Source organism: Flavobacterium notoginsengisoli, assembly GCF_014207905.1.
GTDB lineage: Bacteria > Bacteroidota > Bacteroidia > Flavobacteriales > Flavobacteriaceae > Flavobacterium > Flavobacterium notoginsengisoli_A.
In genome coordinates, this window is the sequence record NZ_JACHLB010000012.1 from 59,247 (window position 1) to 74,174 (window position 14,928).

Below are 14,928 nucleotides of genomic sequence, written 5' to 3' on the forward strand. Positions count from 1 at the left end.
AATATTAAATTTAAGCACCTTCAAAACGCATTACAATAGCTGTTTATTTTACGAATTACGTAAAGCAATTTCTTTTTTGATTTCTTTTAAAGAATTGGAATTGATGATGATAATCGGAACCATAGAAAAAGGAACCACAAACAAAGCCGAAAAGCCTTTTTTTACAAATAAAAATATAACAGCAATTAATAGAATTATATTTAATGCAATTAAAGAATAAATTGCAACCTTAATCATTTTTTCTTTTTGAAGTAATTCTTCAAGGCTCATATCACTTGGTTTCTTTGCTTTCATTTTATATTTTTACGTTAGGATTCTCACAAAGATTAATAAAAAAAATAGTATAAAACAATAAGTCAGATTTTTTTGACTATAGAATTAATTTCATGGAAGAAATCGAAACTTGTCCGGCACAAAGACTTTTAAAAATGTTATCTGGCAAATGGAAGGCAGAAATTTTTCGTTTGTCGGTAGAATCTCCACTGCGTTTTAATAGTTTACTTCGACAAATTCAAGGTTCAAACAAACAATCTTTGGCAACTGCTTTAAAAGAATTGGAAGAAGAAGGGCTTTTAGAAAAAACGACCATTAAATTAAAACCGCTTCATATAGAATACAATTTGACGGAAAAAGGAAAAATGCTGATTCCTGTTTTTGAACAGTTGGAAGGATTGTCCTAGTTTTTAGCTTGTATGAATAAACTAGATTAGAATTCTTTATGATTTGTATTATAGTTCTAAAATAAAAAGAGATAGAATTAAATCGAATTCTTTTAAAAAGCAATATAAATTTAGAAATTGTTAAAAAGAATTACCTAAAGCCTTCTAGATAGTAGAGATTTCTATATTTTAGTTTAAATTTGCCATGTGCCAAAACAAATTGTCTACATATTTATTTTTCTAATTGCTTCAAACAGCAGTTTTATACAGCAGTTTTATAAACTGCCTGTATTAATTCAGCATTACGAAGAGCACAAACAACTCATGGATTTAAGTTTTATGGACTTTTTATCTATGCATTATTGGGGAGAAGACTTAAAAGACAATGATGCAGACCGTGACATGCAACTTCCCTTTAAAACAATAAACAGCAGTTCAGTACACTTTGTTTTCATTTTAGACGACAAAGATTTACTTCCGACTCCTTTCAATCCAGAATTACCACAATTAAAAATACCAACTTATAGATCTGATCTTTTTTCAGATCCAAATCTGCTTTCCCTTTTTAGACCTCCAATCGCATAATTATTTTTTAAAATTTTTATTGAAGTGACTGAGACGTACTGTTTCCAGTTGCTCATTTATTATTTTTTTAATTAATACATTATGCTTAATAAAGTAATTCAGTTCTCAGTTAAGAACAAACTGGCAATTGGAATCTTTACACTGCTGTGGATTGTCTACGGTGTGTACGAGGTTACCCAATTACCAATCGATGCCGTGCCGGACATTACAAACAATCAGGTACAAATTATTACGACAGCGCCATCTTTAGGAGCTGAAGACGTAGAAAGGCTGATCACTTTTCCGATCGAACAAGCCATTAGCAATATTCCGCATCTTAAAGAAAGCCGAAGTATTTCGCGCTTCGGACTTTCGCTGGTAAGTGTTGTTTTTGAAGACGATGCCGATGTATATTGGGCAAGACAGCAAATAACAGAAAGACTCCAACAGGTAGAAATCGACCGAAACGCCAACAGACCCGAAATGGCTCCGGTTACAACTGGTTTAGGAGAAATCTATCAATACGTTTTAAAACCCAAACCAGGTTACGAAGAGAAATATTCTCTTGAAGATTTAAGAACCATTCAGGATTGGACCATCAGAAGACAGCTTTTGGGAACTGCTGGAATCGCCGATGTTTCGACTTTTGGAGGGAAATTAAAACAATATGAAATTGCAGTAAATCCAGCACGTCTTAAAGCACAAAACTTGACTATTAGTGAAGTTTTTACGGCTTTAAACAGCAGTAACGAAAACACTGGAGGAGCTTATATTGAGAAAGGCCCAACGGTATCTTATATTAGAAGTACAGGTTTGGCTAAAAGTATTGAAGATATTGAAAATATTGTGGTGAAAAGCACACAAGGCGGACTTCCAATTTTGGTAAAAGATGTTGCTGATGTTAAGATTTCTTCAGCAATTCGCTACGGTGCATTGACTACAGATGAATACGGCGAATCTGTCGGTGGAATTGTGATGATGTTAAAAGGAGAAAACGCTAATAATGTTATTGTAAATGTAAAAGATAAAATTGCCGAAATTGAAAAAATCCTTCCCGAAGGCTTGAAAATTGAACCTTTCTTAGACAGAACTAAAATGGTAGATAATGCCATTGGAACTGTAGAAAAAAACTTAATTGAGGGAGCTTTAATTGTTGTTTTGATTTTGGTTTTATTCCTTGGAAACCTAAGAGCCGGATTTATTGTCGCTTCAGTTATTCCATTAGCGATGCTTTTTGCCATAATTATGATGAATACTTTTGGCGTAAGCGGCAACTTAATGAGTCTTGGTGCATTAGATTTCGGATTAATAGTCGATGGAGCTGTAATTATTGTAGAAGCAATTCTGCATCATCTTCACAGTTCAAAAAAATACAAAGCAATTGATGCTATTTCGCAGGAAGAAATGGATAAAGAAGTAACTGGATCTGCAGCGCGTATGATGAATGCCGCAGTATTTGGCCAGATTATTATTTTGATTGTTTATCTGCCAATTCTTTCGTTACAGGGAATTGAAGGTAAAATGTTTAAGCCAATGGCACAAACTGTTGCTTTTGCCATTTTGGGAGCTTTCATTTTGTCGCTTACTTATGTGCCAATGGTCAGCGCTTTATTTTTAAGCAAAAAAATCAGCCACAAAAAGAATTTCTCTGACCGAGTTATGGCAAGGTTAGAAAATGCTTATGAAGGCTGGTTAACGAAAGCTCTAGGAGTTAGAAAAATAATTGTAATTGCTGCTTTTGTACTTTTCGGAATAGCAGTTGTTTTATTTGGAAGAATGGGAGGAGAATTTATTCCGCAGTTAGAAGAAGGCGATTTTGCAGTAGAAACCCGTCTGCTTTTAGGAACAAATCTTTCAACGACTACAGAAACTATCGAAAAAATATCGAAAGAACTAAAAAAAGATTATCCAGAAGTACAGCACGTTGTTTCCCGAATTGGTAGTGCGGAAATTCCAACCGATCCAATGCCAATTGAGGGCGGTGATATGATTATTGTTCTAAAAGATAAATCGGAATGGACAAGTGCTTCCTCATTTCCAGAATTGGCCGATAAAATGACGAAAACGGTAAAACGAATTGCACCTGGTGTTACCACTGGTTTTCAATTTCCGGTTCAGATGCGTTTTAACGAATTAATGACGGGAGCTAAACAAGATTTAGTCTGTAAAATTTACGGTGAAGATCTTCAGAAACTTTCTGAATATGCAGAAAAACTAGGAGAAATTAGTAAAACTGTTGAAGGTGCAGCCGATTTGTATGTAGAAAAAGTAACCGGAATGCCCCAAATCGTAATTGATTACAATTGGGCAGAAATGGCTAAATATAGTCTTCGAGTTGTAGATATTAACAGAACGATAAATGCAGCTTTTGCAGGAGCCGTTGCTGGAAGCATTTACGAAGGAGAAAAACGCTTTGATATGGTCGTTCGTGTAGAAGACAACGGAAGAAAAGGAATTGAAGATGTTCGAAATCTTTTAATTGCAACACCATCAGGAATACAGATTCCCCTTTATCAAGTAGCAAAAGTGGAAGAAGTAGAAGGTCCAAACCAAATTCAAAGGGAAAATGCAAAACGCAGAATTATTGTTGGGTTTAATGTTCGAGGAAGAGATGTTCAGTCTATTGTGGAAGAATTACAGCAGAAAGTAAACCAGCAGATTAAATTTGATCCGGGTTATTACATTACGTATGGCGGTGCTTTTGAGAATTTACAACAGGCAAAAGCAAGATTGGGAGTTGCCGTTCCTGCGGCTTTATTAATGATTTTCGCTTTGTTATATTTTGCTTTTAGATCATTTAAAGAAGGAATTATCATTTTTACAGCTATTCCGCTATCTGCAATCGGTGGTGTATTTGCCTTAGTGATGCGAGATATGCCTTTTAGTATTTCTGCTGGAGTTGGTTTTATTGCACTTTTTGGTGTAGCTGTTTTGAACGGAATCGTATTGATATCTGAATTTAATCGAATTCAAAAACAAGGTGAAATCACAGATCCTTTTGATATTATCATTTTAGGGACTAAAAACAGATTACGTCCTGTTTTAATGACGGCTGCAGTTGCTTCGTTAGGATTTCTTCCAATGGCATTAAGTAACGGAGCAGGAGCAGAGGTACAGCGTCCGTTGGCAACTGTCGTAATCGGCGGATTGGTAACAGCTACTCTTTTAACGCTTTTTGTGCTTCCGGCTATTTATTTGATGACGTATCATGCTAAAATATTTTCTAAAAAAAGAAAAAAACATATGAATAATCTAACCATTTTATTGACTATTCTTTTTATTGGTAATACGGCAAATGCACAGCAATTACCAATTTCGTTGGACGAATCGATTTCAATTGCGATTGAGAATAATAGAACAGTCAAATCGGCTAAATTAAATGAAAAGTCGAAAAGCCATTTGCAAAAAACAGCCTATAATTTGCCACAGACACAAATCGATGCTGATTACGGCCAGTTTAACAGCGCTCAGAAAGATACCCGATTTGGAATCAGCCAGACTTTTGCTTTTCCTACGGTTTACAGCAACCAGAAAAAAGCTCTTCAGGCGGATTTTAATAAAGCGAAAACAGAAGTACAGCTGACTTCTCAGGAAATCAAAACTAAAGTTAGAAATATTTATTACGATTATTTATGGCTTCAGAGTAAAAGAGAACTCTTGGTTTACGCCGATTCGATTTACCGAATTATGGAAAAGAAATCGGATTTGAGATTTAAAGCTGGTGAGGCAAATGTTTTAGAAAAAAGTGCTTCGCAATCTGCCCGACAGTTTTACAGCAATCAATTGGTAATGGTAAATCGTGATATCGAAATTGCCTTAAATCTGTTTAATTCGGTCTTGCAGGATAAAGAAGTTTATACTCCGAAGAAAGAAAAATTGAAAGCAGTTTTAAATCAGTCTTTGGTTGAAAATCTAAAAACAGAAAATCTTCCAATTGTACAGCGTTCGCAATATGAATCTGAATCTGCCAAATGGAGATGGAAAACCGAAAGTGCCAAACTGCTTCCTGAAATTACTTTAGGCTACAATAATTTGAGCATTATCGGGAATCAAACTAATGCTTCAGGTCAGGAGGTTTATTATGATAGTGGGCAAAGATTTAATTATATCAATGCTGGTCTTTCGATTCCGATTTTCTTCACTAGTCAATCTGAACGCAAGCGTGCAGCAAAAGCTGAGTATGAAAGTTATGAAGCGCTTTCTGAAGCAGCAAAAATTGAGGTAAAAACCACAATTGAAAATGCTGATCGAGAAGTAAAAAAATACCAAGAGAGTTTAGAGTATTATGAAAAAGAGGGATTGAAAAACGCTCAGACGATTATCGAAGCTTCAAGCAGTCAACTTTACAACGGAGATATAGATTATCTGCAATGGGTTTTGGTCGTAAATCAGGCAATTACAATCAAAAGTGAATATCTGGACGCATTGAATGCCTATAACAAAGCAGTAATTACGCTGCAGAATCTTAATAATATTTAAAATGAAAAAATATATAGTAGCGTTTGCAGGCGCATTAGTACTGTTTTCTTGCGGAAAGAAGCAAAATGAAGAAAATAAAAATGCTGAACCTAAAAGCATTAATATTATAAAATTGACAAGCGAGCAGATTAAAAATGCGGGTTTGCAAACTGGAAATCCGACACTTCAAAACATAAAAGAAGTTTTACAGCTTCAAGGTACTGTAACAGTTCCGCCTAAAAGTGTAATCAGTATCAGTATTCCGTTGGGCGGATATGTAAAAAGCACGAATTTGATTGCCGGAATGAATGTGCAGAAAGGTCAGGTTTTAGCCGTTTTAGAAGATATGCAGTTTATTGAATTGCAGCAGGATTATCTTATGGCTAAAGAAAAGTTTGAATTAGCTCAAAATGAATACAAAAGACAAAAAGAACTTAATGCAAGTAAAGCCAGCAGTGATAAAGTTTTAGAGCAAATTACAACCGAAATGAGAACACAACGTATTACAATGTCTTCTTTGGAACAGAAATTACATTTATTAGGAATTAATGCTAAATCATTAAACGTAAATACTATCAGCAAAACCATAAAAGTAGTTTCACCTATAAATGGTTTGGTTTCAAAAGTAAATGTCAATCTTGGAAAATATGTAAATCCAACCGATATGCTATTTGAATTGATTGATAAAAGAGATATTGTATTGACTTTAAATGCTTTTGAAAAAGACGTTGCTTCTTTATCAATTGGTCAGACGGTAATGGCTTTTGCTAATAATTCGGACACAAAAAAATATCCTGCAAAGATTGCTTTTATAAATCAGAGTTTAAATGGTGATCGAGCTGCCGAAATTATCTGTAAAGTAAATGCTTATAATCCGGCACTTTTGCCAGGTTTATTTGTAAATGCTGAGGTTGAAGTAGAAAATCAAAAAGCTTTAACGGTTCCTGAAGATGCTGTAGTGCGCTGGCAGGGCAAGTTTTTTGTTTTTACAGACCTTGGTAATAATCAGTTTCAGATGAATGAAATAAAGTCTGGAGTTAAAAATGAAGGTTTTTCACAAATTAGTTCAGATGCTATTTCTAGTTCTTCAAAAGTAGTTGTAAAAAATGCTTATACGCTTTTAATGTCAGCTATGAATAATGATGAACAATAATTTTTTTTATTGAAAAAGGACAAATAAGAAACCCAGTAAATTTAGTTTTACTGGGTTTTTAATTTATCTAAATAATTCATTCCGTAGGAATGTTTCGTCGGTAGAAAAAAAAGAATTGTGATTTTACGTTCCGTAGGAACGTTTGAATAATGATTTGCTGCTTTTTAATAAAATCAGGTGTCCCTATAGGACACAATGCAAACAAATATTTTTTTCTACCGACGAGATATTCCTAACAGAATATTGAATATTGTTGATGATAAAAATTAATTACTTATTAATCAAAATTACTTCATTTCCAGCGATCGCATAAACGATATGATCTGCTTCAGGTTTCAAAATAAATTTTCCTGTAAATTCTCCAAAAGCAGGCAAAATCATTTGATTGGATTTTTGAAAGAAACAACGAAGTTTTAAACTTTGCATTCCCAAACCGCGCAATGTTATACCTGGATGAATATGCCCTGAAAAATTGAATAAATTTTCTTTTTCTGTGGGATGATGTGTGAAAAGAAAACTATCAATTTCTAAATTATTAACTACACTTATTCCGATTTGAGTATAATGTTTTTCATCAATTATATCATGATTTCCAGCAATTAAATAGGTTTTTTGATTATGATTTGAAATCCATTTTTCAAATAAATTCCATTCTGCATTTTTGGCACTATGGAATAAATCTCCAAGAAAAATAATTGTCTCAGGAAGAAAATAATCCAGAACTTCCGTAATCTTTCTGAAATTTTCTGAAACAGCATTTTGCGGAATGGCGATTCCATGTTTTCTGAAATGAGTTATTTTTCCCAAATGAACATCAGAAATGATTATGGTCTTTTTTTCTTCCCAAAATAAAGCACCGCTAGAGTGAAGTATAAAGTTTTGGTTTTGTATTTGAATTTTCATAAAATATTATCCACATTAGATTTAAATAAAAAAAATGATTCTAACACATAGAAACATAGATTTTGGTTTGATAAAAGAAATCAAAAGAAACTAGTTTCCAAACATAGCTAAACTATGTGCGTTTAAATTAGTGAAACGCCTTCCTAAATTTTTAAAAAAAACTATGTTCCTATGTGTTAAAAATAATTGCATCCAACGTTTAAATATTATTTCATGTAAGAAGCTGTCATTTTTTGAATTCGTTCTGCCAAAGTTTCGCTTGAAAGTTTTTCTCGTAATCGATCGGTGATAATTGGAAAACTAAAAGGTGTCGGTTTTAAGCATTGTTTCCAAATTATTTTTTGATTTGCAATTCTCTCTAAAGCCAAAATCAGACGCCCTTCTTCTAATTGATGTTCAAAGGTTTCGCGATACGCCTGATGCAATAATAAATTGTCAGGTTCAAAATCCCTGAAAACTTCAAATAGCAATTGAGAACCACTTTGAAGATGTTTTGTTTTGACTAATTTTCCAGGAAATCCAGTAAAAACTAATCCTGAAATTACAGCAATGTCTCTAAACTTTCTTCGAGCCATTTCGGTTGAATTCAGGCTTTTCTGCAAATCGTGATGCACATATTCAGTTGAAAACAAATTATTATCTAAAACTGCTTCAATATCTATTTCCTGATCAGAAAGCAGTTCGAAACCATAATCGTTATACGCCAGAGAAAATGTGATAGATTGCAGTAAACTGATTCTGAATGCCAGTAAACTTGCTAAAGCTTCATGCACAAATCGTCCTTCAAACGGATAAAAAATAGCATGAAATCCTTCTCTGGTTTTAAAAGTTTCGATTAAAAATTCATCTGAACTTGGTACGATAGATTCTTTTCGCTGTCTTTGAAACAAAGGCTGTAATGCCTTTAATTCAGGAGAAAGATTGTCTGTGTTAGCGCGATACAATTCCTGACGTAATAATTCGCTCATTTGCGAAGATAACGCCAAACGTCCGCCCATCCAGCTGGCAATTTTAGATTCCTTTTTCGGACTCGCTTTTTTAACTAAAACCTGCATATTTCTGATTTTGAATAATTCCAGTTTTTTTCCGGCAAAAATAAAAGTGTCGCCTGGTTTTAATTTCGAAATAAACCATTCTTCAATAGTACCGATATAACCGCCACTCATATATTTTACATTCATAACGGCATCTCCCACAATAGTTCCAATCTGCATTCTGTGATGTGTGGCGGTCATTCGGTTATTGATTTTATAACAGCCGTTTTCATCAATTTCTACTTTTTTGAATTCGTCATAAGCGTGCAGGCTTTGACTTCCCTGCGTAATAAAATTTAAAATCCAGTTCCAGTTTTCAGCTGTAATGGTTTGATAACTAAAAGTTCCCTGAATTTCTTTGAAAATTTCATTAGGGTAAAATCCATCTGAAACAGCAAGTGTATTGAGATATTGTACTAAAACATCCCAGCTGTTTAAATACGGAATACGGTCTTCAATTATCGTATTTTCAACTGCTTTTTTAAGGGCAGAAGCTTCTATTAATTCGATAGCATGAGTAGCAAGGAAATAAATAACGCTTTCTTTTCCTGGCTGATGTCCGCTTCTTCCGGCGCGTTGCATAAAACGGGCAACACCTTTTGGACCGCCAACCTGAATAATCGATTCGACAGGAGCAAAGTCAACGCCCAAATCCAAACTGGAAGTGCAGACAACAACCTTTAACTCTTCATTCCGAATAGCATTTTCTACCCAAAGTCTGGTTTCCCTGTCGATACTTCCGTGATGCATTGCCATTTCTCCTGCAAATTCAGGATAATGCTCCAATAAACGCTGATACCAAATTTCGCATGCCGAACGAACATTCGTAAAAATAAGTGTCGTTTTACTGGCTTTTATAATTTTTGCCACTTCATCAATCAAATGCAATCCCATATGTCCGCGCCAAGGATAGGTATCCATTTTTTCGGGTATAATAGAAATTACTTTTATTTTCTTGTGAATTACAGCTTTAATTAAAACAGAATTATGATAGGCTTCAGAATCTACGCCGAGCAAAACTTCCTGTGCCTGCTGTAAATTACCGATTGTCGCTGAGATTCCCCAAATTCGAATATTTTTGGCAATAGTTTTAAGTCTGGATAAAGCCAATTCTATTTGTACACCGCGTTTGGTTCCCAGTAATTCGTGCCATTCATCAATTACAATCGAACTGCAGTTTTTAAAAGTATTTGCATAACCTTTTGTTGCCAAAAGCAATTGCAGACTTTCAGGAGTTGTAATGAGCAAATCGGGCATTTTGTTTTTTTGCTTGGCGCGCTCAGCAGATGAAGTGTCTCCAGAACGAATGCCAACTGTCATTGGAATATCCAAATCAGTTAAAACTCTTTCTGCAGCTTGTTTTATTTCTACAGATAAAGAACGCAGAGGCGTAATCCAGATCGCTTTTAAACCAGAATTGTGTTTAGTTTTATAATTCGGATTTTCTTTAATGTAATTTAAGATGATTGGAAGCCAAAGCGCATAAGTTTTTCCGCTTCCCGTTGGCGCATTTAATAAGCCATTTTTCCCTTGCAAAAAAGCAGTCCAAGTTTGTGTCTGAAACGGAAAAGGTTTCCATCCCTGACTTTCAAACCAATTATTGGCGATGGAAAATAACTGCTCTCTGTTCATTTATAAAATCATATTTTTTAAATCTTCTATAGAATTGGCATCTTCAATTTTCTTGTCGTGACGCCATCTTAAAATTCGCGGAAAACGCGTTGCAACACCACTTTTATGTCTTTTGGAAAGTGCAATTCCTTCAAAACCAATTTCAAAAACTAATTTTGGCGTAACACTTCTTACAGGGCCAAATCTTTCTAAAGTATTTTTTTTAATAAAATCATCCACCATTCTAAATTCGGCATCGGTTAAGCCGGAATACGCTTTTGCGAAAGTGACGAGTTCTCGTTCGTTATTTTCATTTTCCTGCCAAAGAGCAAAGGTATAATCGGTAAAAAGATTGGAGCGTCTTCCGTGACCGCGCATGGCGTAGGTGAGGACGGCATCGATTGTTAAAGGTTCGATTTTCCATTTCCACCAATCGCCTTTTTTTCTTCCGACTAAATAGGCAGAATCTTTTCGTTTGAGCATTAAACCTTCGCTTTTCATTTCGCGAGATTTTAATCTTTCGTTTGTAACATTTTCCCAAGTCGAAAAATTAAATCGTTCAGAAAGCTGTAGCGGAATTTCTTTTCCAATTAAACCGGTAAATAATTCTTCTAACAATGTACGGCGTTCCTCATAAGGCATATTCCGAATATCATTTCCCTGCCATTCCAATAAATCATAAGCTTTAATAATTACAGGCGTATTTTTTAATACTGAAGGCGAAACATTTTTACGGCCAATTCTAGTTTGTAAATCATTAAATGTCCCAATTTGATTTTCAATGAAAGGAAGAATTTCACCATCAATAACAGTTCCGTTTGGAATATTCCCGATGAAAGATTGAAATTCGGGATATTTATCGGTTACCAATTCTTCTCCGCGGCTCCAAACATAAATTTCATTATCACGAATTATAGTCTGCGACCGTATTCCGTCCCATTTATGTTCGATGCTCCATTCCTCGGGATTTCCTAAACTTTCAAGTTCGCCTTCGATTGGATAAGCTAAATAAAATGGATAAGGTTTTGATAAATAATCGCTGTTTCTTTCATCTAAAATTAATTCCTGAAACGTAATGGTATTCGGATTCCAATCGCCCATTAATTTGTAAGCAAGCGTGTCTTCGCCAATATTTTCAGCTTTCGAAAGTGCACGAGTCATTAACTTCTGACTTAAACCAATTCTAAAACTGCCAGTTATTAATTTAGTAAAAACGAATCTTTCGTAATAATTTAAATTCAGCCAATTGGTTTGTAAATATTCTTTTTTCTCTGAATCTGTTTTCTTTTTTAAAGCAATTATTTCCTGTAGAAATTCGGTCAGACTTTTATCAGAATGTTCTTTTGTAGTTGGAATAACCAAAGCAATCGTTTCCGCCAAATCACCCACAATATGATAACTTTCTTCAAATAACCAAAGCGGAATATTGGCCAATTCATTTGCCCATAAACGGAGCAAGGTCGTATTAACAGGTCGGGGAGGACGGCGATGTGAAAGAATGGCAATTGTCCAGACTTTGTCTTCGTCGCTTGCTTTTAGAAAATAATTAGTCAGCGCATCCACTTTTACCGATGTTTTATTAGAACTATCTAAGGTTTTTATAAGCTCGGCAAAGTTTTTCATTTTTTTTAATGTTAGATGTGAAATGTGAAATGTGATATGTGAAATGTGATATGTGATATGTGATATGTGGAAAGTTAGATGTGCTAAATGTTTTATTTCTTACATCTAACAGATAACATTTTACAATTCACAATTCACAATTCATCATTAATGACTTCGTTTGTTTCTCCTTCATATTGTGTATGTGCGGTTCTGGCATCATAACCTAATTCTCTGAGATATCTAGAAAAAATATCTGAATATCCGTGAGTACAGATTATTTTTTCTGCTCCTGTTGCTCTGATGCTTTCCAATAAACCTGTCCAATCGCAATGATCGCTAATTACAAATCCGCGATCAACGGCTCGTCTGCGTCTTGCTCCTCTAAAAGCCATCCAGCCGCTTGCTGTTCCGGTAACAAAAGGAGTCATTTTTCTGATCCAAGTGCTTCCATGTGCGCTTGGCGGTGCTAGAACAATATTTCCTAGTAAATCTTCTTTTTTTGTTTCTTGAGTCACTCTAATTGTTGGAGGAAGATCAATCATTGGGCGAACAACATTTGTCATGTTTTCAATAGCGCCATGCGTATAAATCTTCCCAATATTGGGATCAAGATATTTTAGTAAACGTTGTGCTTTTCCTAGAGAATAACCAAAAAGAACAGAAGTTTTTCCTTCTGCACGATTTTCAGCCCACCATTTATTGATTTCCGTCATAACCTCAGCTTGTGGTTCCCATTTAAAGGCTGGAAGACCAAAAGTGCATTCGGTAATGAAAGAATGGCATTTTACGACTTCATAAGGAACAGAAATTCCATCATCTTCGGTTTTATAATCACCTGTAAAAACCCATATTTCACCTTTATATTCTACTCGAATTTGCGCCGAACCAATAATATGCCCCGCAGGATGAAGAGAGAATTTTACGCCATTTATGGTAAAAGTTTCATTCCAATCTTTACCTGAAACATTAATATCTCCCAAACGATATTTTATGATTGGAACATTTGTGTGGTGCGTAATATAATTTTGATGTCCCCATCTAGAATGATCAGAATGTCCATGTGTGATGATGGCGTTTTTTACAGGACGCCAAGGATCAAGATAAACATCTGCCTGCTGACAGTAAATTCCTTTATCGTTAAACTGTAATAATGGCGGATTCATCTTATCGAATTAGATAGTAATAATCTTATTGTCTTGTTGCAATTACAAGATAAGCAATTAGTGAAATGCTCAAAACAAACGTAAAGGCGTTTATAAAATGAAGCATCGCGTAAGAATATTTATATTTTGGTGACATGGCAGTTCTGGTTTTTAGTGTTCAATATTTTTATATGGAGGACAATTATATTTATCATCTTCATGATCTAAATTATAGCTGTCTTAAGGATTGGTTTGGTCATAAGTTGAAAATGGAGTATTATCTTCGGCGGTATTTAGTCCGCTTTCAATAATTTCATAACAATCATTTTCAGAAACATAATCACATTCTCTTTTATGATTTGTTTCGTCATTTTGTCCACTTGTGAACTCCTGATCGATATCTTCATTTTCATGAGCTGTGTCAATGTGATCTGGTCGGCTGCATTTAAAATCATTTAATTTGGCAGTGTATCGGTTTTCGAAATTCGTTTTCATAGCTGCTATATTTAAATTAATAATTTTCAACTTATAGATACAAAATTGATAATTAGTAGATTAAAAAAATTATAGGATTCAATTTTAATCTTACATGATTTGTTTATTGCTGAATTTTCATTCTATAAAAATCAGTCGTAATTCTGTAAAATATACCTTGTCCTATTTTTGCAACTTTGTATCTATTAATTATTTAAAAATTAAAACATTATGGAAACTTCAAGAAAAGATTCGAAATCTGGAATGAAAGATTCTGGAAAAACTCAAAAATCGATGAACGGTTCTAGAGGAAAAAGCACTACTACAAAATCAACAGATTCAAAAGGTAGAGCAGGTCATTAATTTTTAGTTAATTATAAACTAAATAAAAAAAAAGCGTGCTGTTTAGATATACACAGCACGCTTTTTGGTTGTTATAATTTTAAATTTTATTTCAGAACTTCCTGTATAGTATTTACAAAAGTTTCGACAGGTTGAGCACCAGAAACTGCATATTTTCTATCGAATACGAAGAATGGTACACCTTGTACACCAATTTCTCCTGCTTCTTTAATATCAGATTGAACTTCTTTTATAAATAAATCATCACTTTCTAGAACTTCTCTAACTTCGGTTTCATCAAGACCAGCCTGAATACCTAATTTGATTAAAGTAAGTCCGTTGTTTAAATCTTGACCATCAGTAAAATAGGCTTTAAAGAAAATTTCTTCCATTCTGTCGCCAATATTTTTCGTTTTGGCCAACTGGATGATTCTATGCGCGTTTAGCGAATTTGAGATTACAGCTTTGTCAAAATTGTAATTTAGACCGACACTTTTAGCGCGTTCTGCCACACTTTTATGCATTTCTTTAGATTGTTCAAGCGACATTCCTTTTCTTTCTGCTAAAAACATGTAAACGTCTGTATCTGGTTGAGAAGTGATTGTTGGGTCAAGCTGAAAGCTTTTCCACTCGATTTCAAAAGTATCATTTGGAAATACTGAAAGGGCTGTTTCCAATTGTCTTTTTCCGATATAACAAAACGGACACATGATGTCCGACCAAATTTCTATTTTCATATCGTAAAGATAAGGAAAATTTGTTGTTTCAAGTTTCAGGTTTCAAGTTGATATACTATACGTATAATTTTAACACAAAGTGCGCAAAGGTTTTACGCAAAGGTCACAAAGTTTTCTTTTTTCTAAAGTCTTTTCTAAAGAAAATAAGTTCACAAAGCTTTGTTTGCTTTGCATTCTAAAACAACTCTGGGTAAAAATCTTAGCGCTCTTTGCGTAAAACCTTTGCGCACTTTGCGGTAAGAAAAA

General features: G+C 34.3%; 12 protein-coding genes. 5 read left to right on the top strand and 7 right to left on the bottom strand.

Features of this window, described 5'->3' with window-relative positions; translation table 11 throughout:
- Window positions 1–48: 48 nt before the first annotated feature.
- A complete protein-coding gene (locus HNP35_RS23240) occupies window positions 49–294 on the bottom strand; it encodes a redox-active disulfide protein 2 (RefSeq protein ID WP_184168040.1) in 246 nt (81 codons plus the stop codon).
- A gap of 92 nt (window positions 295–386) precedes the next feature.
- Here HNP35_RS23240 and HNP35_RS23245 point away from each other — a divergent pair, with 92 nt between their 5' ends.
- The 4 genes from HNP35_RS23245 to HNP35_RS23260 all read left to right on the top strand — a co-directional run bounded on the left by HNP35_RS23245 (window position 387) and on the right by HNP35_RS23260 (window position 6,834).
- Window positions 387–680, top strand: coding sequence for a winged helix-turn-helix transcriptional regulator (locus tag HNP35_RS23245; protein ID WP_184168042.1), 294 nt, complete (start codon window positions 387–389; stop codon window positions 678–680).
- A 186-nt stretch (window positions 681–866) separates the two neighbouring features.
- Window positions 867–1,244, top strand: coding sequence for a hypothetical protein (locus HNP35_RS23250; RefSeq protein WP_184168044.1), 378 nt, complete (start codon window positions 867–869; stop codon window positions 1,242–1,244).
- Between the two features lie 81 nt (window positions 1,245–1,325).
- On the top strand, window positions 1,326–5,702 hold the full coding sequence (locus HNP35_RS23255) for a CusA/CzcA family heavy metal efflux RND transporter (RefSeq protein ID WP_184168046.1): 4,377 nt from the start codon (window positions 1,326–1,328) through the stop codon (window positions 5,700–5,702).
- Window position 5,703: 1 nt separating this feature from the next.
- Entirely contained in the window at window positions 5,704–6,834 is a 1,131-nt protein-coding gene (locus tag HNP35_RS23260; RefSeq protein ID WP_184168048.1) for an efflux RND transporter periplasmic adaptor subunit, read from the top strand.
- Between the two features lie 270 nt (window positions 6,835–7,104).
- On the opposite strand, the gene pdeM is transcribed toward HNP35_RS23260, so the two are convergent.
- The 5 genes from pdeM to HNP35_RS23285 all read right to left on the bottom strand — a co-directional run bounded on the left by pdeM (window position 7,105) and on the right by HNP35_RS23285 (window position 13,624).
- Window positions 7,105–7,737, bottom strand: coding sequence for a ligase-associated DNA damage response endonuclease PdeM (gene pdeM / locus HNP35_RS23265; RefSeq protein WP_184168050.1), 633 nt, complete (start codon window positions 7,735–7,737; stop codon window positions 7,105–7,107).
- A gap of 206 nt (window positions 7,738–7,943) precedes the next feature.
- Entirely contained in the window at window positions 7,944–10,403 is a 2,460-nt protein-coding gene (locus tag HNP35_RS23270) for a ligase-associated DNA damage response DEXH box helicase (protein WP_184168052.1), read from the bottom strand.
- Window positions 10,404–12,005: an ATP-dependent DNA ligase gene (locus tag HNP35_RS23275; protein WP_184168054.1), complete on the bottom strand. Its 1,602-nt coding sequence runs from the start codon at window positions 12,003–12,005 to the stop codon at window positions 10,404–10,406. It abuts the gene before it with no gap.
- A gap of 134 nt (window positions 12,006–12,139) precedes the next feature.
- Window positions 12,140–13,150, bottom strand: coding sequence for a ligase-associated DNA damage response exonuclease (locus tag HNP35_RS23280; RefSeq protein WP_184168056.1), 1,011 nt, complete (start codon window positions 13,148–13,150; stop codon window positions 12,140–12,142).
- Window positions 13,151–13,369: 219 nt separating this feature from the next.
- Window positions 13,370–13,624 carry a hypothetical protein gene (locus HNP35_RS23285; protein WP_184168058.1) on the bottom strand — a complete coding sequence of 85 codons (255 nt, stop codon included), beginning with the start codon at window positions 13,622–13,624 and terminating at the stop codon, window positions 13,370–13,372.
- Between the two features lie 210 nt (window positions 13,625–13,834).
- On the opposite strand from HNP35_RS23285, the gene HNP35_RS23955 reads away from it, so the two are divergent.
- Entirely contained in the window at window positions 13,835–13,966 is a 132-nt protein-coding gene (locus HNP35_RS23955; RefSeq protein WP_260402254.1) for a hypothetical protein, read from the top strand.
- Between the two features lie 86 nt (window positions 13,967–14,052).
- Here HNP35_RS23955 and HNP35_RS23290 read toward each other — a convergent pair whose 3' ends face one another.
- A complete protein-coding gene (locus tag HNP35_RS23290; protein WP_184168060.1) occupies window positions 14,053–14,682 on the bottom strand; it encodes a DsbA family oxidoreductase in 630 nt (209 codons plus the stop codon).
- Between the last annotated feature and the right edge of the window lie 246 nt (window positions 14,683–14,928).

Coding starts and splice junctions, on each gene's coding strand:
- pdeM (WP_184168050.1), bottom strand. CDS start 7,737: ATGAAAATTCAAATACAAAACCAAAACTTTATACTTCACTCTAGCGGT.
- HNP35_RS23280 (WP_184168056.1), bottom strand. CDS start 13,150: ATGAATCCGCCATTATTACAGTTTAACGATAAAGGAATTTACTGTCAG.
- HNP35_RS23260 (WP_184168048.1), top strand. CDS start 5,704: ATGAAAAAATATATAGTAGCGTTTGCAGGCGCATTAGTACTGTTTTCT.
- HNP35_RS23290 (WP_184168060.1), bottom strand. CDS start 14,682: ATGAAAATAGAAATTTGGTCGGACATCATGTGTCCGTTTTGTTATATC.
- HNP35_RS23240 (WP_184168040.1), bottom strand. CDS start 294: ATGAAAGCAAAGAAACCAAGTGATATGAGCCTTGAAGAATTACTTCAA.
- HNP35_RS23255 (WP_184168046.1), top strand. CDS start 1,326: ATGCTTAATAAAGTAATTCAGTTCTCAGTTAAGAACAAACTGGCAATT.
- HNP35_RS23245 (WP_184168042.1), top strand. CDS start 387: ATGGAAGAAATCGAAACTTGTCCGGCACAAAGACTTTTAAAAATGTTA.
- HNP35_RS23275 (WP_184168054.1), bottom strand. CDS start 12,005: ATGAAAAACTTTGCCGAGCTTATAAAAACCTTAGATAGTTCTAATAAA.
- HNP35_RS23285 (WP_184168058.1), bottom strand. CDS start 13,624: ATGAAAACGAATTTCGAAAACCGATACACTGCCAAATTAAATGATTTT.
- HNP35_RS23955 (WP_260402254.1), top strand. CDS start 13,835: ATGGAAACTTCAAGAAAAGATTCGAAATCTGGAATGAAAGATTCTGGA.
- HNP35_RS23270 (WP_184168052.1), bottom strand. CDS start 10,403: ATGAACAGAGAGCAGTTATTTTCCATCGCCAATAATTGGTTTGAAAGT.